Origin of the sequence: Rhodococcus sp. ACT016 (genome assembly GCF_050477185.1) — a bacterium.
Classification (GTDB): Bacteria; Actinomycetota; Actinomycetes; order Mycobacteriales; family Mycobacteriaceae; genus Prescottella.
Genome location: NZ_JBEAET010000002.1, coordinates 219,715 through 236,801, shown reverse-complemented (window position 1 = coordinate 236,801; position 17,087 = coordinate 219,715). Strand labels below are relative to the sequence as shown.

Sequence of the window (17,087 nt, the reverse complement as noted above, 5' to 3'; positions counted from 1 at the left end):
CGCGCCTACCCACAAAGGAAGGCTGGTACGCAGACCCATATCGGTCAGGCAGGGACCGGTACTGGACCGGCTCGGAGTGGTCAAGCCGAACGCGATGACGCCGACCCACCAGCCGTAGGTGACATCCAAGCCGTCTGTGCACCATCTGTGTGCGCTGCCGTATCGCTGGAATGACCTGTCGCCGTTAGCGAGAGTGGGTGCGCGCGGATGCTTTGCCTGCGCCTGGATTCGGACGCGCACGGGATGGATCTCGCGAAGACGTGGTGCGCAGCCTTGGCGCAGGTTTGATGTTGGTGGCCCACCGGCCGTTACAGTGGGGGGTCGGGCCGGTGGGCCGTTGCGATCCCAGGGGGAGGGGGATTCGCTGGTCGAATGTTAGACCAGTTCGCGGGTGTGCGCAGAGTGGGCTCTGGAGTCTCAATTCCTCGACAGAGCGCTGTTTGGTGCTGGGCGGCGGGAACGTCCCGGCTACCGCCGCCCAGCATGGGTAGGCGTTCTGTCGGAGGTGAACGCCTACCAGTGCCGTCTGCATTCGGCAAAGTGGACGGTAGCCGCACCAGCCGGCAACGCGAACTCAAACGACCCGGACAAACCCGAACTTCACCCAACAACTCATCCCTTGCTGCCGAGCGGGTTTGGGCGGTGGGCTAGCTCCCGGCGGATTCGCGTTCCACGAGTACTTTGCCCATGCTGCCGCCGGAGGTTGGATGGTAGGTGGTGTATTCGAAAACCACGATCGCGTCATCAGTTTCGCGGTGCCCCACCTCGCAAGAGAACCTCTCCGTCACGTCCGGAAGGGCCTCGGGTATCCCGTTATCATCCCAGACGGTTGTCTTCACACGCTTCTCCCACTGCGCCCTACTTGTGCCTTCGACCATCCAGGTTGTTGTCTTCTCGCTGGTGTTGGAAGTCCGGGCGGTGATGTCGGCGAATGACATGTTGAGCAGACGAAGACGACGAAGGTCCGAGCTCGTCACTAGCGAGCTCGGACCTTCGGGTAGATCCTGACGCATCCCCGGTGACGGGCGTCGACGTCAGGTTCTCCTCCAGCGGGAATGCCAACTTCGATGACGATTCACACCCGCCCCGTCGGTGACGGTGATGTAGCTGCGGCGGCGACCAGCCAAGGACGGTTGCGGGTGGCCGGAGTTCTTCATGCGGTGGATGCGGGAAATTCGGCGGCTCGGCCGGACGCTCGGAATCACAGCTTCGGGGTCGCCGACCATTTGACGCAAGAACGTCAGGATCGGCCGCGGCCAGTCACGTTCGACGTCGTCATTCGCTCGATCGTTCGCGTCGGCGTTGCTCGTGACCGATCCGTCTGCCGCGCATCCCGACGACTCCGCGGTGCACGTTGGCCGAGTCCCGTACGGACTGCCGGGGCGCTCGATGTCATCGCGCCCATCGCTGTGAGCTGTGGACCGCCGTGCCGGCCGCCGCTGCGATCTCGAGATGCTGCCTCCGGTCGCAAGCCGTGCCGCCTCGGGCGGGGTCGACCCTTCCCCTTCCCGCCACCTTTGTGAGCTCATTTACGTCACATGACAATTGGGCCGGAGTGCGCTGTGACCCGACTTACCGATGTACCGCATGACGGAACGCGCCCCTGGCGACCAGACCGGTCCGTCGGCGAATCTGAACGCCTTTCCGGGCGGCGTGTGATCGCCGTGATCGACGGATTCTTCTGGAGGTTCGGATGACCGATCTTGCATTTCGCTCTGCAGGCGAGCTCGCGCGTGCCGTCGCGGCACAGGAGGTGTCGAGCGTCGAGCTTCTCGACCATTTCCTCGACCGCGTGAATCGGCTCGATCCTCGGATCAACGCCGTCGTGGCGCGCGACGAGCAGGGCGCTCGAGCAGCTGCGGCGGCAGCCGACCGCGCTGTTTCGCGGGGTGAACCGCTCGGTCGCCTGCACGGCGTCCCTGTGACGATCAAGGACAGCATTGAGGTTGCGGGCATGAGGACCACCGGAGGCTCGGCGCGGTGGGGACATCACGTTTCGACGAGCGACGCGGAATCGGTGTCCCGGCTCAAGGACGCGGGCGCGATCGTGTTCGGCAAGTCCAACCTGCCGGCGGATGCGCGGGACTGGCAGACCTACAACGACGTGTACGGGACGACGAACAATCCGTGGGACGCGGCGAGGGCGCCTGGTGGTTCGTCTGGCGGGTCCGCGGCCGCCGTGGCGGCGGGCCTGACGGGCCTCGAGCTGGGCGGCGACACGGCGGGATCGATTCGCGTACCTGCCCATTTCTGTGGCGTGTACGGGCTGCGACCGTCGTTCGGAATCGTGCCCAGGCACGGCAGCGTCTCGGGTCACGAGCCAGGAACGCTCGCGGAGTTCGACATGGCGGTGCTCGGCCCACTCGCGAGGCAGGCCGAAGACCTCGACCTCGCTCTGGATGTTCTCGCAGGAGCAGATCGTGACCGCGCGACCGCGTGGCGGCTGGAGTTGCCTGCCGCGCGGGCGACGACTCTGCGTGGGTTCCGAGTGGTGGCCTGGCTCGACGACCCGTTCTGTCCGGTGGACGGCGAACTGGTGGCGATCATGCGGCAGGCCCTCGACGCTGTGCGGGCCGCGGGCGCCGTCGTGATCGAGGGTAAGGAACCGGTCGGTCTCGAGGAGACCATGTCGCTCTATCAACCGCTGCTGATGGCGCAGAGCGGGCTGATCGAGCCGGACGAGTCGTACGACTTCTTGGTGGAGGTCGCCGCGGCGGAGGGGGCCGCCGGTGGGCTCGCGTCGGACCTGACTGTGCGCTTTCGTGACTGGCATGCGCTCGACGAGCGTCGGGAACACTCCCGACGTTGCTGGGCGGAGTTCTTCGACGGCGTGGACGTGCTCCTCTGCCCGGTGAGCCCGACGGCGGCATTCCCCCACGACCAACGACCCGATCCCGCATGGTCGGTTCGTACTCTGCAGGTCGACGGCGCGGAGCGGCCGTATCGCGAGATGCTCACGTGGATGGCGCCGGCCTCCCTCAATCACCTGCCGGCGGCGGTCGCGCCCATCGGGACGACGCGGGAGGGACTGCCGGTGGGCATCCAGGTGATCGCGCCCTACCTGCACGACCGGACCGCGGTGAGGTTCGTGCGGTGCCTCGCGGATGTGATTGGCGGGTTCCGCCGTCCACCGGGGTTCTGAGTAGTACCGCTGGACCGGGGTCGTCACGAGACGAGGTCGGCCTCGTAGTCGTAGATGACGGCGTGGACCAGGTTGCGTAGGTAGGTCCAGCTTGGCCAGGATGCTGCCGACGTGGGTCTTCACGGTGACCTCCGAGACCACCAACTTCTCTGTGATCTCGGTGTTGGACAGCCCCGGCGCCACGTGCAGCAGCACTTCGGTTTCCCGCGCGGTGAGCCGGTCGAGGGCGGCCGGCACCGCGCCGGCGCCGTCGCGGACGTCCGGTAGTCGCGTGGCGTGAATGAAGAGGCGCAGGCGCGTCACGCGGGGCGAGACGATGGCGTCGTGGCTGGCCACGGCTCGGATGGCGCGGGCCAGTTCGTCGACGGGAATGTGCTTCACCACCCACCCGAAGGTGCGTTGTACGGATGCGGATACGGGTACGGCGCCAACCACGACGCCGCACCGGTGGCGGCACTGCCGATCCATCCGTATTCCCCGGTCATCCAATGACTATGCGGCGCACGACATTCCCCGGTCATCCAATGACTATGCGGCGCACGACGATGGCATGCCCAATTCGACGCCTGGTGTATTCCAACCAGCGACGCAAATCCAGGCGCCCGACTCGGGCAGGCGGACGACGGTCGCGGCCCTCCACACTCCCCCGACGCGCCCGTACGCCACCGCCGACGGCACAGTCTGGCTGGCCACGGCGCGGTAATCACCCCTCCACCCGGGCGGGCCGACGGCCGCAGCGTCATGGTTAGCGATCCTCCTGGCCACAGGCCTGCTGATCTCTAGGGTGAGCGCACGGCCGGAAACGAGTAGCGCTGGCATCGGGTGCCCGAGCAACTAGCGCTCGCCGCCGGACCGGAGGATGGTCAATGGATCGCGGAGTCGTTGCGGCGCGGTTCGTTTGATGTCGGAAGCCTGGTGCCGCCGGTATTCGACGCCTACGCCCGCGTTTTCCACCCCGTCTACCTTCGTGGTGGCGGCGGCGAGTGGACTCGAATCAACTGGCGAACGGTCGGCGAACAACACGGCACGATCGCTCACGCAGCGATGAGCTCGCAGACCATCACCGGGACCCATCGGCCCGGCGACGATCCGGAAGAAGGCTCGCTGCCGCAGCCGGAGGCCCGAGCCCTCGCGTCGATCCTCCGCGACCACACCGCCACACCGGATGAAATGTTGGTTCGCGATCTGGGACGGGTACGGAGACGAAGGCAAGCCCCCGCCCTGTATCGAACTCCTCGATACCGGTCGGCATATGGTCGTCCTCTACGGACCGATCGACGCCGCCGAAGCTCGATTCGGCACGACCCCACACCACCGGAGCGGCGGCTACAGCGCGAACCTGTGGTGGCCGCACGATCACACTTGGTGCGTGGCAACGGATGTCGACCTCAAATCGATCTACGTCGGCGGTAGCACCGCCTGCATCGACGCCATCCTCACCGACCCACGCCTCGGAGCCTTCCCCGTCTCGGACACCCACTTCATCGGCTGGACAGCCGACACCATCACAGCGGCCTAGTCAACGGCCACGGTGCTTATCGAAGCAGTCGGTCGGGACGACGTGCTGATCGTCGGTGCGGGCTGTCGGGTATCAGCGCGGGGTACGACCTGCGTATGTCGCGCCCTTGCCGGCGATCAAACTGCTGGTGTCACCTCGGCGAGGCGTCCGTCCACGAGCCGCACTACCCGGTCCGGCGACCAGGCGTCCGGCGCACGGTGCGTCACGATCACCCGTGTCACGCCGACGAGACCGCGCACAGTCTCGGTGATGAGCCGGTCGGTCGCAGGATCGAGGGCCGCGGTGGGCTCGTCCAGGATCAGGACGCGAGGGTTCCGGACGAGGGCCCGGGCGAGGGCGACTCGCTGCCGCTCACCGCCGGACAGGGCGTGACCGTGGTCGCCGACGGTCGTGTCGAGAAAGTTCGGCCGAATGGCGAGCATCGGTGCGAGACCCGCACGTTCGGCGGCTTCGAGGATCTCGGTCTCCGTCGCGTCGGGGCGCCCGACGCGGATGTTGGCGGCCACTGTGCCGGTGAAGAGGGTCGGGTCCTGGGGCAGGAACGAAATGGTATCGGCGAAGGCACGATACGAGAGATCGCGGAGGTCTGCTCCACCGATCACGACGGTGCCTCGATCCGGGTCCGCGAAACGCATCAGCAGACCCAGCAACGTGCTCTTGCCGCTAGCGGTCGGGCCGGTCACCACCACTGTGCTGCCGGCCGGGATAACCAGCGAAACGTCCCGGAGGACGGGGCCCACCCCGACCGACGACACCTCGATACGGGTGGATTCCGGTAGGGGAAGCGGCTTCTCGGATGTGGACAGCACCGGCGACTCGACCACGGCCGAGTAGGCGCGCAGACCCTCGCGGATCGTTCCGACGGTGATCCCGAGCAGAGCTAGGTCGTCGATCGGGGCGGCGGCGCGCAACGTCAGCACCAGAGTGGCGGCGATTAGGGCGGGACCAGTGGCGCCGGTGGCGGCAAGCCATCCGAGCATGCCGACAGTCGGCAGTGCGGTCGCGGCGGCGGAAACGACCGTGACGGGTGCAGACGCTCGGTTGGTCCTGGTCAGGGCGGCGGCCTCGTCCTGCCAGGCGTCGCGCAGGGCGCCGGTGGCGGTGTCGGCGCCGGTGACGCTGCGATACAACTCCTGGTGTTCGGTGAAGTCGAGGAGCGCTCGCGTCACGACTCCACGGGCAGTGTGGCGCTGCGCATCCGCCCTCGCGAGCGAGGTCTGCGCGCCGGCCTGTGCCACTCCCGCGACCACCAGCAGCAGTGTCAGAACCAATGCCGCGGACGGTCCCGCGACGATCCCCATCCCTACCGTGGTCAGAACCGGTACCACGATCGATCGCACGATCAGCTCCACGCCGTGCGCTGGTATACCCATGAGTCCGAGAATCCCGGGCCCCGCCAGGTCGGCAACGTCGGCCCGTCGATCGTGGCGGAACCAGCCCGGTGGTAGCCGAACGAGGTGTTCGCCGAGGCGTCGATAGAGGTCCGCCGCCAGGCCCGCGCCTGCCAGGAATCCGCCGCGGGCAACCACAGTGGCCAGCACGATCGCGGTGGCCGACGCTGCGAGAACCCACCCGATGGACGTGTGGTGCAGAACCGCCGCGGCGATCAGGACGTAGGTGGCGGCCTCGGCTGCCGCAGCGACCGTCCAGCCGAGACCGACCACAAGAAGTCGTCGGCGGCCGACGGGACCGAGTACGCGCAGGCTCGGGGCCTGACGCGGGGAACGAGAACGCGTCATGCGACGACCTTTCCGTCTGCCATCCTCACTGTGACGGTCGCGAGTGCGGCGTGGGCGGAATTGTGGGTGACCATGACGACGGTGCGGCCCGGCAGCGCCCGGAGACTCGCCACGAGCTTCGCGGCCGTTGCCTCGTCGAGGGCGCTGGTCGGCTCGTCGAGCAGCAACACCGGTGCGGTGGTGAGGATGGCACGCGCAACGGCGAGTCGTTGACGTTCACCGCCCGAGAGACGCTCGGCAGGAGCGTCGAGGGGGACGTCGAGGTGTGCGATCGCCAGCGCGTCCCGCAACTCGCCGTCAGTCGCCTCGGGGCGCGCCACCAGCAGATTGGCCCGGACGGTGAAGGGCAGCACGTCCGGCGCCTGCGGCACGGTGACAACGTGGTCCGCCATTCGTTCGAGAAGGATCTCCTCGTAGGGAATCTCACCGAGACCGATCGCGCCGGCGCTGGGGTCGACGGATCGTCCCAGCAGTCGCAACAGGGTTGTCTTGCCGCTTCCACTGGGGCCTGTAATCGCGGTGAAGGTGCCCGGCTCGATACGAAGCGTGACAGGCCCGAGGCTCATGGTGTCGTCGAGGCTCGCTCGAACATCGCGCAGCACGGGGGCCCTGCGCAGGTTCGGGACGGGATTCGATGCCGAATCACTCTCGCGTAGAAGCGGTTCCGCGAATAGACCGGCGATGCGGCGCTGAGCCGAAAGCCCCTCTCCGACATAGTCGAGACCGTGCCCGAGCCGAGCGACCGGTGCCACCAGCGCGAGGCTGAAGACGAGAAGCGCCGCTACCTGCCATTCCGGTCTCCCGCTACCCACCACGAGAGCGACCGCGAGCGTGGCGGCTGCCTGCAGGGCGGCGGTTGCCATCGCGGCGGGCGTCGAGGCCCGCCGCACCCACGCGCGAAAGTCTCGAGCGAACGCCGTGGTCGCGTGCGCATAGCGCGCGGAGGCACCGGATTCGTCACCGTAGATTCGGGTCACCTCGATGCCGCGGACCACGTCGTCGACGGCCGCGGTGATCTGCCCGATCACTCGCGTGCGTTCCGCGGAGAACCTGCGTGAGCGTCGAGGGATCACCACGAGGTGGAACGCCGCGGCGAGCACGGCAGGGATGAGCGCAAGCAGGCTCCAGGGGCCGACGTAGCCGACGAGCAATGCGATCGAGAGCGCCGGGATCACGGCCATCGCCACGATTTCCCCCGGCAGGTGGGCTACGAGGTGGTGCAGTGCAGTCACGTCCGTGTCCAAGCGTGCCCGCAGTCCGGCGGCGGACAGTTCGGCCAGGGTGGGCATTGGCAGGTGGGCAACGTGCCGCGCCAATCGTCGCCGCAACGCATGCCCGTAGCGGGCCTCGGCGTCGTGGCACAGATAGGCCGCCGCCGCCTGGAGAACCGCAGCGGCAAGCAGCGCACCCGCGGCGCCCCACACCGATGCCGGCGCCGGAGCGCGCACGAACTCGACGATGACAACGAGTGGAACGAGGGCGGCCCCGGCCGCCACGGCCGCGCACGCCGCCCCTGCGGCAAGGCGGGGCAGCTGAGGCTGTAGCGCAGGGTCGTCGACGATGCGGGTTACTACCGACATGAGCGCAACTGTACATGTAAGTTTACGCGTACAGTAAGGTGAGGCTGACCTGATTTAGGAGGAGTTGTGAGCGGGTTAACCCCGGAGAAGATTGTTTGTACGGCTCGGGAGATCCTCGCGGACAAAGGATTCGATGCGATGTCGATGCGCGGCGTCGCGTCGCGCCTGGACGTCACACCGATGGCCCTGTACCACCACTTCCCCGACCGGGACGCGCTGCTGCTGGCGATCGTCGACGAGGAGTCGGCAGAACTGTCGGTGGGCTCCACAGCGCCGACCGCCGCAGGGCGAGCACTCGAGGTGACGCTGACCCTTCACGACTTCCTAGCCGAGCGGCCATGGATGATCCGCCTCATCGCCACCGGTCGGCTCGCCAGTCCCACCGGACTGCAGTTCCCCGAGGCGCTGCTGGCCGCCGCGAAGGATGCGGGCCTGACCGATGCCGCCGCGTTCGCCTTCTACCGCAGCGTCTTCGCCGCAACGCTCGGGCAGGCCACCATCACGGCAGCCCGCGCATCGGCCCCACCCGCGCGCAGAGACGTAATCGCTGAAGCCGACCCCTCCCTGGTCCCGATCGTATTCGGGCTACGCACACACTGGCCGGAACTCGACGCTCGCACCGACACCACAGCGGTGCTGCGTGGCGTCGTCGATGCACTACTCACATCCGCATGATCAATGAAATACCCACACCGACAGGAGACTTGATATGTCGATCCGTCGTGGCGCCGCCACGCTTATCACCGTAGCGATCGCAGCGTTCTCACTCGCGGCGTGCGGCTCCGACGATCGGGCCGATGCCGGTACACCGACCACCGCGCCGGAGTCGTTTCCGGTGACCCTCACCAACGCATGGGGACCAGTAACGATCACCGAGAAACCCGACAGGGTGGTGACTCTCGGCTATGCGGACACCGCACTCGCCCGGGCACTCGGCGCCAACATCGTCGGCGCTGTCGCAAGCTACGGCAGCCTGAGCGGCGATTCGGCCGGGAAGAACCTTCCGTACGTCGAGCCACTGGGCGAGTCCACGACCTGGCTCGACCCGGTCAGCATCAACGTCGAGCAGATCGCCGGCCTCGACCCCGACATCATCCTCGCCAACGCGGCATTCAGCCTCGACGAGCCGATGTATCAGTTGCTCAGCGGCATCGCGCCGGTGGTCACGTACGAGGAAGGGCTGTACCGGACCACGGCGGAGGACGAGGCGGAACGGATCGGACGTGCACTCGGCGACGAACCCGCCGCACGTGAACTCGTCGCCCGAGCCGACGCTGCGATCAGCGACCTCAGGAACACCCTGCCTGGCCTTGCCGGTAGGACTTATCTGTACGGTCAGGCCCGCGAGGCCCAGGTGGTGATGGTCGTCGACGACAGCAACCTCACCGCGCGGTTCATGGGTCGCCTCGGGCTGGTCCCGCTGCCCGCGGTTGCGGCACTTCCCGGCCCGGGTTCGGTTCCCGGAACCGTCGACGTCAGCTACGAACGGGCCGACCTGTTCGACGACGCGGACGTGCTGTTCATGACTTTCGCGGGTGGTGCGATGAAGAGCCAGTTCGAATCCGGGCCGATCGTCGCCCGGCTCGGCATCATGAAGTCGAACAGGTACCAACCGCTGGGGATCGAGGCTGCGACCGCACTGCAGTCCCCCAATGTCGTGGCCGTCCCATGGCTGCTCGACCAACTGCGCCCTGGTCTCACCGCTGCTGCTTCGTAGCCGACATATCCTCCTCCGCCTCGTCAGGGACACTGAGCTCGTCGAGGTCGTGAGTGTTCGAGTCGCGATCGAGAAGGTGCGCCGATCGCATTCTGTCGAGTGTCTGGCGGTCGTATTCATCGGCGGTGCTCGCCTTCTTCCAATACCCGACGACGCGTGAGTTCGCCTTCGTGAAGCCCGCGATGTCGCGGAGTACGCGGCGGACGTCTCGGATGGTGTACGCCTCTCCTGCAACCCACACGTAGTCGACGTCCTCGGCCCTGACGTAGTCGACTACGCGCTGCGCGAGCACGGCCCCAGGGCCGGGCGAGCCGGAGGCCAGTAGCCAGCCGCTTCGACCCGCGGCCAGCGGCTCGAGGGGCACGATGTCCGCGGCCGAATCAGCGAGCAGGAGAATGCTGAAAGAAATTGCAGTACCGGCAGACTCGACGATCGTCATGATGGCCGGCAGCGATGACGGATCGCCGACGAGAAGCATGGTACCGACGCCCTGAGGCAGGCTCGATCCGCTGCCGTTGGTGATCGTGATGACGTCACCTTCACTCGCCCCGGCCGCCCACCGGCCGCCGGGGCCGGCGGCGTGGACGACGAAGTCGATGTCGACCTCGCCCGCGTTCCGTCGATGCGCGCGCACCGTGTAGGTGCGTGCGACCGCGGTTGGGGTGCCGACGGGGTACTCGAAGCCGGATGGGCCGAGTGCGGGCACGGGGCTCTCGCTGGCGGGGTCGGTGGGTATGAACACCTTGACTTTGGGAGCGAGGCCACTGCACTCGTAGTCGCGCAATTCGGGACCGCCGAGGGTCACACGGACATAGTTCGGGCCGATCTCACGCACCCGCTGGACGACCGAACGGTAGGTGGTGAATCTGGGCACTGGAAGCGGATCGGTGGAGCCGGGGAACGACTGGGACATTGACGGATTTCCTTCGGTCAGCATGCGGTTCGCGGATGCACAGGCAGGGCGCATCCACATTGGGTGAGAGCAGAAGCGGGGTCCCGGGCATCCACGTCCAGTGGGGTGCAGTAGATCCCGTCGAGCACACACGGTTCGGCGTCGAAGTGGCCGTTCCCCACATCGAGGGTGATTCCGTCGTCGTACGGCCGGACTTCGACGATCGTTTCCGGCATCAGTTCGGCGTCCCGGATGTAGACGAGGGTTTGCGGATCCTGCTGCAGGGGTTCGGCTATCCACTCGATGAGGGCAGTCCCTCCGCCGCGGGCACCGATCAGCGGCAGGGGGACTCGCGGTGCCCGATCGTCGTCCACCACTGCGCCGGGCGGCTCGACCTCCGCCGGTATGGGGTTCCCGTACGGGGACGTGGTCGGGAAGTCGAGAAGTTCCATCACCAACGATTCGACGGCGTCACCCATGACGTGTTCGAGTCGGCACGCCTCGCCGTGGGCCAGTTCCCACGGGAGTCCCACCACGTCGACGAGGAGGCGCTCCGCGACGCGATGCTTGCGCATGATTGCCCGTGCACGTCGACCGCCTTCGGCCGTCAGCTCGAGTCGGTGTTCGTTTCCGAAGTAGAGCAGGCCGTCGCGACGCATTCTCGAAACCGTCTCGCTCACAGTTGGTCCGCGATGGCCGAGACGCTCTGCGATCCGCGCACGAATCGGCGCGATTCCCTCCTCGTCGAGTTCCACGAGTGTGCGTAGATACATCTCGACGGTATCGATCAGTTCGTTCATTCAGCGCACTCCAGGAATGCCGGTCGCAGTCGACGGCCGCGACAAATTAGGTTTGCCTAAGCTTGCAACCTCGGGTGGGCTTGATGTCAACTGGTGGGGTGACTGAGCAAGCGGTTCAGATCGGTGATGCGGCAGCACTGTTCGATGTGACGCCGGCGACTCTGCGGTGGTGGGAGGAGCTGGGCGTCCTCGAAGCGGCGGATCGTGTCGGTGGCCGACGTGTTTACGCATCGCGGGACCTGCGCCGGATCGGGCTGGCCTACATGTGTTGCGTGATCGGCATGATGCCGCTCGATGAAGCCGCAGCCGTGACCTCGGGGAACGGAAGCCGCAGCGAGTGGCGCGAAGCCCTCCGTCGGAACATCGACCGACTGGACCAACGCACGAAGAGACTCGACGCGGCACGCCGATACCTCACCCACCTGCTGCACTGCGAGGAGGACGACATCGGTGCGAACTGCCCGATCCTGGACAGCGAGTTGGTTGCCCGGACTCCCCGCGGACGAGTGCCTGTCGACGATCTTCTCGAGGCCGCCCACCTCGCGCAGCGCCGCTCGACCGGACGACGCCGTGATGACGAAACGGAACGTGATTCCAGCCGCGGTGACGAAACATCCGCCGGGCTCGCCTACAGCCGGTGTGCATCCTGCCCGAGGTTGATCGCCCAGCCTGCACAGGGCCGACGCCGGAAGTACTGCTCGCACACCTGCCGTCAGCGTGCCTACCGGATCCGGAAGGCCGTCGACAACATCGGGTAGTCCGACACTCGGGCGATCACGGTACGCGCAATCGCGCATGCTTCGTCATCGCATGTGCGATGCAAGGCGTTCGGCCCGGGCACCGGGGCGGATGCGATGAGAACGACCATCGCCCTCGAGATCGCCAGCGGAGCCCAATTACCGAAGATCCCGGGCGTCAGCACGGTGACCGCGTCGCGGATTCTCCCCCGCACCGGCAATCCCTCCCGGTTTCCGAACGAATCTGAGTTCGCGAACTACACCGGCACGTAGCCACCTCGCTCGAGTCGAAACCGCCGGCACCTGGGGAGCCGATGGTTTCCGGCTCCTCCTTGCTCCTTGTCTAGCGCCCTGACACCTTGAATCTGGGTTCGGCAACTACCTCGAGGATCCTGGTGTTCACCTCACTAGTTCCCCACGTGGAGTTCGGCGGCCCTATTTGGTCACTGCGACGACTCGGTCTCACCTGGCTGCTCCCCTTTGTAAGAACTCCGCTGCTTCGCTTGATCGCTTCGCCTGCGTTGATCAGGAGTTGCGGGGTGGGGTCCAAGAATCGATCGGGATCCTGTCCAACTTCGCCGGCCGCGCCCTCGACAACCCCCTCAATCGCCCCGGTGAGTCTGGAGACTTGGATGTTGGGACCTCGTCACGTAGTTGGCATCTCCCGCAGTTCCGTCGGTCGGGCCGGCCGCGATGACGTGCCGTGCGGTGCGGCCCTTGGATCAACCAGGGAAGGTCGTCGACACACGTACACCATGGCCGGGGGTACGTTGCGCCAGATGATCCTGCTGGGGATGACCTCGTCGAATCGGCGGTCCAGACCGACACGTAGATCTCTCGCCCCCGAAAGCCACCGCGCGTGCGAGTCGGCGACTGTACTCAGGCCGGCGCCCGGCAGGACTGCCACCGCCACCTGATCGAGAATGGCGCGCTGCTTGGTCGCGCCGAGGATCGACCACGGCAGCGTGCAGACGACGGCATCGACGCCTTCGATTCCCGCAGCAGTTAGCAACGAACCGAGCTTCTCGGCGTCGCCGCACAGCGTTTCGACGTGCGGCCTGGTTCGTCTCAGATGTGCGACCAGGCCGCCGTCCACTTCCACTGCAAGGTGCCGACCTGCGGTCGGCAGCCGGGCCGAGATCGCGTCGCTGACCGACCCGGTGCCCGGACCCAGCTCAACGACGACCGGCGCCCCGCTCGATGGGACCACCCGCGACAGCAGCGCGGCCACCGATGCCGAACTCGGAGCGACCGCACAGACCCTCCGAGGTTGTCGAATAACAGCTTTCGTGAACTCCCCGAGATTCTGCAGTGTTCGTATCGTTTCGCCGGACACCTGACCGTCCCTACTTCTTGTCCCTGAGTCGACAGGCCCCGCTGCAACATCAGCCGGCCTCACCGGCTGTACGCCACTTCAGGGAAGTCGGCCGAGGTCCCGTCCAACAGATGCCCGACGCCACGCAACTGCAGGTCGAAGAATGCGAGTGGGTAGGCGCGTTGGAACGCAAGAGCGCGATCAGTCGGAATCGTGCCGACCATCTCCTGAATGTCCTCCGACGAAACACCTGCGAACGGCAAGGCGATCGGGATGAGCTGAGCGTCATCGCCGAACGAGTGGTGCGCAGCACCCTGCAGTGTCAGGTTGAGGCGCCAGCCACGTAGATTCGACCAAAACTTCTGCAGGACAGGATTGGTGGACTTGCCACCCTTCCCCTCGGTATCGACCACGAGGAAGGGACGATCCAGTCCGCCCTCGACGACCGGTCCAACACCCCCGCCATCGAGACCCATGCCTGCCTTGATGCGTCCGTCGGCATACATCGCCGATGCGGTGGATGCGGCACCGAGAGAATGACCCATCATGCCGATCCGCGTGAGGTCGAGTGCACCGGGAAGGCCTGTGGGAAGTGCGGCCCCGTCGACGTCCGGGTTGCTACCCGACTCGAGTAACTCGAGCTGATCGAGAACGAATCGTGTGTCGTCCACGCGAACGCTGACGGCCTTGTCGTAGTCGGTGATCTCGCCGTCCGGGTTTGTCACGACCCTATTGCCGGGAAACTCGACGACGGCCGCATCGTAGGTGTGATCGACGGTGACCACCACGTATCCGCGGCTGGCCAACTCCTGCACGACTCCTGTGCCGAATGCCCGAGACGCGTTCGCTCCCGGTGAATACAGCACGACCGGCAGGTTCCCCCGACTCCGGTCCACGGGTGCTCCCACCAGGCCCCGTGTGTCTCCGAAGGCGACGTTGCCCGAACCCACACCGACACCGTCGAGGTAGCTGTCGGTCGCGACCCGCGGCAACCACGGGGCACTCGGATAGTCGCCCTCATGCGCGTTCGTGGGATACCACAGACTCACCATCAGTTCTCGCTTCTCGGTGGCCACCCAGGGGTCTTGTCGAGTCCCGTCGACCAGGTGCAGGGAAGCGGTGCCGACCCGGCTCGGTCCGGTCGGTGCGGCCGGTGAAAACTCTGCGGGTCCCAGGCCGGGCGCTGGGCGCGCTTCCGAGGTGGATATGACGCGAGGCTCGGATTCGGTACAGGCCGTCGAAGTGGTCACGACGGCGAGGCCAATCAGCGCGGAGGCGGATACCGTTAGTGCTCGTTTGTTCATGCTTCCCACGATCCGGGTTCGGATGGCACCACGCGTCGCGCCGGCAGAGTAACTTCTCGTCAGACCAGAGCTGTACGTGGAATCGTCGTTCGCAGTGAAAGTCAGCCCACGGGATGACATGTGCGGCGACTCGGTTCACGCGGCAAGACCGATACGTACGCTGCAAATGTGGATTACCGCGCCCCGAGCCCGCACGCAGTTCGTCCGACGAGTCGCGGTTTCTGGTTGGCCGTCGACGTTGTCGCCGCGGTCGTGCTGGCCGCTATGTTCAGCGTCGCCGCGTACATGAAGACGGGCTTGTCGCCTGCCTTGGTTGCCGTGGCGGCCGCGTATCTTCCGATTGCGGTGCGGCGATTGTGGCCGCTGGGGGTACTCGTCGCGGTACTGGTGGCCGCGATGGTGGCCGTGATCGTCGGGCTGCCCGAGTCGTTTCTTGCGGTCGCGATTGTGTTGTACACGGTCGGGTCCGGCGAGGTGAGGCGACGAGCGTGTCTCGGTCTCGCTTTGTCGCTTGCCGGTGTCGCGCTGGCCCAGTTCTTGGCCGGAGGATCCGTGTTCCCGCAAACCGTGTCCGAGGTGTTGTTCGGGTGGTTGCTGATGAGCACATCCTGGATCGTCGGTGTCGCCGTGCGGCAGAAGACGATTGACGCGATACGTACCGCGGAACGATTGGCCGCAGAGGCCGTCGCCGACGAGCGATTGAGGATTGCTCGCGATCTCCACGACGTCGTCGCCCACAGCATGAGCTTGATCACTGCGAGGGCCGGCGTTGCCGGTTTGATCGCCGACGAGCAACCTCACGAAGCGCGTATCGCGCTGCGTCTCATCGAGGAGACCGGCAGGGCTGCAATGGTCGAGATGCGTGCCATGTTGGGTGTATTGCGGTCCGGCACAGGTATATCGAGCGTGGACCGCGCACCCAGTCTTGGCGAGATTCCCACCCTCGCTGCAGGTACTGGCATCCCGGTCGACGTGAATATCGATTTGGAGGTCGCCCCGCCGGAAGGCGTGAGCCTCTCGATCTATCGCATTGTCCAGGAAGCACTGACGAATGTGGTGAAGCACGCTGGACCTGCCCGTTGCCGGGTCACCGTTACCTCGCGAAATCCCGGGGTGGTTGACGTTGAGGTGGTTGACGACGGACAAGGCGCTCCTGGTCTGGTGACGGGCAGTGGACATGGACTCGCCGGTATGCGCGAGAGGACCCGGATCTACGGTGGCGTGCTCACCGCCGGACCCCTCCCTGAGGGTGGTTTCAGAGTGCATGCCCGCATCCCTCTCGGGGGAGAACTGCAGTGACCGAGCAACTTCGAGTGGTGATCGCCGACGATCAAGCCCTACTACGATCCACCTTTCGGCTGCTCGTCGAGAGCGTCGCGGACATGACCGTTGTCGGAGAGGCCGGAACCGGCGAGCAGGTCGTGGACATCGCCAGCCGTCTGGAGCCCGATATCGTGCTGATGGACGTGCGGATGCCGGGGATGGATGGCCTCGAGGCAACGAGGAGAATCTCTGCCGATCCCGCGCTGGAATCGGTCCGAATCATCATCTTGACCACCTTCGACCTCGACGAATACGTCTACGCGGCGCTTCGCGCCGGAGCAAGCGGGTTTCTCCTCAAAGACAGTCCGCCCGGCGATCTACTTGCCGCGATACGCGTCGTCGCGTCAGGGGAAGCGCTGCTCGCGCCGACCGTCACCCGCCGGCTCATTGCCGAATTCGCGCGACAGTCCGAGCCAGTAGCACCTCTTGCCCGCGACCTCGACCGCGTGACCGGACGGGAACGGGAGGTACTGGTACTCATTGCCCGAGGAATGACCAACCCGGAGATCGCGTCACACTTGCATCTGAGTATCGCGACCGTCAAGACACACGTAGGCAGACTCCTCCAAAAGCTCGCGGCCCATGACCGCTCACAGCTGGTGATCATCGCCTACGAGACGGGTTTGGTGTCGGTCGGGCGCCGTTCGAACTGAAATACAGCCGCCGATCCCGGAACTGGGTGAGTGTCGTCAACTCTCATCCAGTCGGGATGGGGCAGAACAATTGCCAACTTCGATGACCACGAACGCACCCTTTCGTCGCCACGCTAGCTGTCGCGCCGCAGGTCGGGGCAGGTTGGCCTGCCCGTGCACCAGGCTCCTCTGTCGCGAGCTAGGAGCGTCCTAGGGAACCAAACCAGTGTCTGAGCTTCTGTACGGCGGTGTCGGTTGCTGCCCGGTCCGGTGGTTGTTTCGTCGCCGCGGGAGGGTCGACCGTGGCTCGGTAGACCGCATGTCTAACCGACTACGGCGCTCCTGAAATCACTCCGTGGGGTCGATCATTGCGTGTACGGATCACTC

At 66.1% G+C, this 17,087-nt stretch carries 16 protein-coding genes and 1 pseudogene; 8 read left to right on the top strand and 9 right to left on the bottom strand.

The genetic code is table 11. The features are described from left to right. Positions 1–647: 647 nt before the first annotated feature. Positions 648–938, bottom strand: coding sequence for a hypothetical protein (locus ACQ5DX_RS28015; protein WP_430336019.1), 291 nt, complete (start codon positions 936–938; stop codon positions 648–650). A gap of 755 nt (positions 939–1,693) precedes the next feature. Between ACQ5DX_RS28015 and ACQ5DX_RS28010 the strand changes: the two genes are divergently transcribed. Next, on the top strand, positions 1,694–3,142 hold the full coding sequence (locus ACQ5DX_RS28010) for an amidase (RefSeq protein ID WP_430336018.1): 1,449 nt from the start codon (positions 1,694–1,696) through the stop codon (positions 3,140–3,142). Positions 3,143–3,235: 93 nt separating this feature from the next. Here the strand turns inward: ACQ5DX_RS28010 and ACQ5DX_RS28005 are convergent. Continuing rightward, positions 3,236–3,379, bottom strand: a pseudogene (locus ACQ5DX_RS28005) (response regulator transcription factor); the annotation flags it as partial. A gap of 597 nt (positions 3,380–3,976) precedes the next feature. Then, a complete protein-coding gene (locus ACQ5DX_RS28000) occupies positions 3,977–4,180 on the bottom strand; it encodes a hypothetical protein (RefSeq protein ID WP_430336017.1) in 204 nt (67 codons plus the stop codon). Positions 4,181–4,511: 331 nt separating this feature from the next. Here ACQ5DX_RS28000 and ACQ5DX_RS27995 point away from each other — a divergent pair, with 331 nt between their 5' ends. Then, the gene (locus tag ACQ5DX_RS27995) at positions 4,512–4,661 is read left to right on the top strand and encodes a hypothetical protein (protein WP_430336016.1); all 150 of its coding nucleotides are present in this window, start codon (positions 4,512–4,514) and stop codon (positions 4,659–4,661) included. 116 nt (positions 4,662–4,777) lie between these two features. On the opposite strand, the gene ACQ5DX_RS27990 is transcribed toward ACQ5DX_RS27995, so the two are convergent. Then, positions 4,778–6,400, bottom strand: a complete 1,623-nt coding sequence (locus ACQ5DX_RS27990) for an ABC transporter ATP-binding protein (RefSeq protein WP_430336015.1) — start codon at positions 6,398–6,400, stop codon at positions 4,778–4,780. Next, complete coding sequence (locus ACQ5DX_RS27985; RefSeq protein ID WP_430336014.1) at positions 6,397–7,980, bottom strand: ATP-binding cassette domain-containing protein; 1,584 nt, start codon at positions 7,978–7,980, stop codon at positions 6,397–6,399. The genes ACQ5DX_RS27990 and ACQ5DX_RS27985 overlap by 4 nt, the downstream gene beginning before the upstream one ends. 66 nt (positions 7,981–8,046) lie before the next feature. On the opposite strand from ACQ5DX_RS27985, the gene ACQ5DX_RS27980 reads away from it, so the two are divergent. Both ACQ5DX_RS27980 and ACQ5DX_RS27975 read left to right on the top strand, forming a co-directional pair. Continuing rightward, positions 8,047–8,655: a TetR/AcrR family transcriptional regulator gene (locus ACQ5DX_RS27980; protein ID WP_430336013.1), complete on the top strand. Its 609-nt coding sequence runs from the start codon at positions 8,047–8,049 to the stop codon at positions 8,653–8,655. Between the two features lie 34 nt (positions 8,656–8,689). Next, a complete protein-coding gene (locus ACQ5DX_RS27975; RefSeq protein WP_430336012.1) occupies positions 8,690–9,697 on the top strand; it encodes an ABC transporter substrate-binding protein in 1,008 nt (335 codons plus the stop codon). Here ACQ5DX_RS27975 and ACQ5DX_RS27970 read toward each other — a convergent pair. Further along, positions 9,678–10,610: a siderophore-interacting protein gene (locus ACQ5DX_RS27970; protein ID WP_430336011.1), complete on the bottom strand. Its 933-nt coding sequence runs from the start codon at positions 10,608–10,610 to the stop codon at positions 9,678–9,680. The genes ACQ5DX_RS27975 and ACQ5DX_RS27970 overlap by 20 nt on opposite strands. Positions 10,611–10,627: 17 nt before the next feature. After that, on the bottom strand, positions 10,628–11,389 hold the full coding sequence (locus tag ACQ5DX_RS27965) for a metal-dependent transcriptional regulator (protein WP_430336010.1): 762 nt from the start codon (positions 11,387–11,389) through the stop codon (positions 10,628–10,630). A gap of 98 nt (positions 11,390–11,487) precedes the next feature. Between ACQ5DX_RS27965 and ACQ5DX_RS27960 the strand changes: the two genes are divergently transcribed. Together ACQ5DX_RS27960 and ACQ5DX_RS27955 are read left to right on the top strand one after the other, a co-directional pair. Next, complete coding sequence (locus ACQ5DX_RS27960; protein WP_430336009.1) at positions 11,488–12,147, top strand: MerR family DNA-binding transcriptional regulator; 660 nt, start codon at positions 11,488–11,490, stop codon at positions 12,145–12,147. A 96-nt stretch (positions 12,148–12,243) separates the two neighbouring features. After that, the gene (locus ACQ5DX_RS27955; protein ID WP_430336008.1) at positions 12,244–12,399 is read left to right on the top strand and encodes a transposase; all 156 of its coding nucleotides are present in this window, start codon (positions 12,244–12,246) and stop codon (positions 12,397–12,399) included. 373 nt (positions 12,400–12,772) lie between these two features. Here ACQ5DX_RS27955 and ACQ5DX_RS27950 read toward each other — a convergent pair whose 3' ends face one another. Beyond that, positions 12,773–13,357 (bottom strand): class I SAM-dependent methyltransferase, encoded by a 585-nt coding sequence (locus ACQ5DX_RS27950; RefSeq protein WP_430336007.1) that lies wholly within the window; start codon positions 13,355–13,357, stop codon positions 12,773–12,775. Positions 13,358–13,521: 164 nt separating this feature from the next. Then, positions 13,522–14,517, bottom strand: a complete 996-nt coding sequence (locus ACQ5DX_RS27945) for an alpha/beta hydrolase family protein (RefSeq protein ID WP_430336006.1) — start codon at positions 14,515–14,517, stop codon at positions 13,522–13,524. 396 nt (positions 14,518–14,913) lie between these two features. Here ACQ5DX_RS27945 and ACQ5DX_RS27940 point away from each other — a divergent pair, with 396 nt between their 5' ends. Both ACQ5DX_RS27940 and ACQ5DX_RS27935 read left to right on the top strand, forming a co-directional pair. Next, the gene (locus ACQ5DX_RS27940) at positions 14,914–16,044 is read left to right on the top strand and encodes a sensor histidine kinase (RefSeq protein WP_430336005.1); all 1,131 of its coding nucleotides are present in this window, start codon (positions 14,914–14,916) and stop codon (positions 16,042–16,044) included. Then, positions 16,041–16,721, top strand: a complete 681-nt coding sequence (locus ACQ5DX_RS27935) for a response regulator (protein WP_430336004.1) — start codon at positions 16,041–16,043, stop codon at positions 16,719–16,721. Before ACQ5DX_RS27940 ends, ACQ5DX_RS27935 begins: the two co-directional genes overlap by 4 nt. Positions 16,722–17,087 lie beyond the last annotated feature (366 nt).

Bases quoted from the DNA above. Each gene is read 5' to 3' on its own strand.
- ACQ5DX_RS27985 (WP_430336014.1), bottom strand. From the start codon at position 7,980: ATGTCGGTAGTAACCCGCATCGTCGACGACCCTGCGCTACAGCCTCAG.
- ACQ5DX_RS27955 (WP_430336008.1), top strand. From the start codon at position 12,244: ATGAGAACGACCATCGCCCTCGAGATCGCCAGCGGAGCCCAATTACCG.
- ACQ5DX_RS27975 (WP_430336012.1), top strand. From the start codon at position 8,690: ATGTCGATCCGTCGTGGCGCCGCCACGCTTATCACCGTAGCGATCGCA.
- ACQ5DX_RS28015 (WP_430336019.1), bottom strand. From the start codon at position 938: ATGTCATTCGCCGACATCACCGCCCGGACTTCCAACACCAGCGAGAAG.
- ACQ5DX_RS27970 (WP_430336011.1), bottom strand. From the start codon at position 10,610: ATGTCCCAGTCGTTCCCCGGCTCCACCGATCCGCTTCCAGTGCCCAGA.
- ACQ5DX_RS27990 (WP_430336015.1), bottom strand. From the start codon at position 6,400: ATGACGCGTTCTCGTTCCCCGCGTCAGGCCCCGAGCCTGCGCGTACTC.
- ACQ5DX_RS28010 (WP_430336018.1), top strand. From the start codon at position 1,694: ATGACCGATCTTGCATTTCGCTCTGCAGGCGAGCTCGCGCGTGCCGTC.
- ACQ5DX_RS27965 (WP_430336010.1), bottom strand. From the start codon at position 11,389: ATGAACGAACTGATCGATACCGTCGAGATGTATCTACGCACACTCGTG.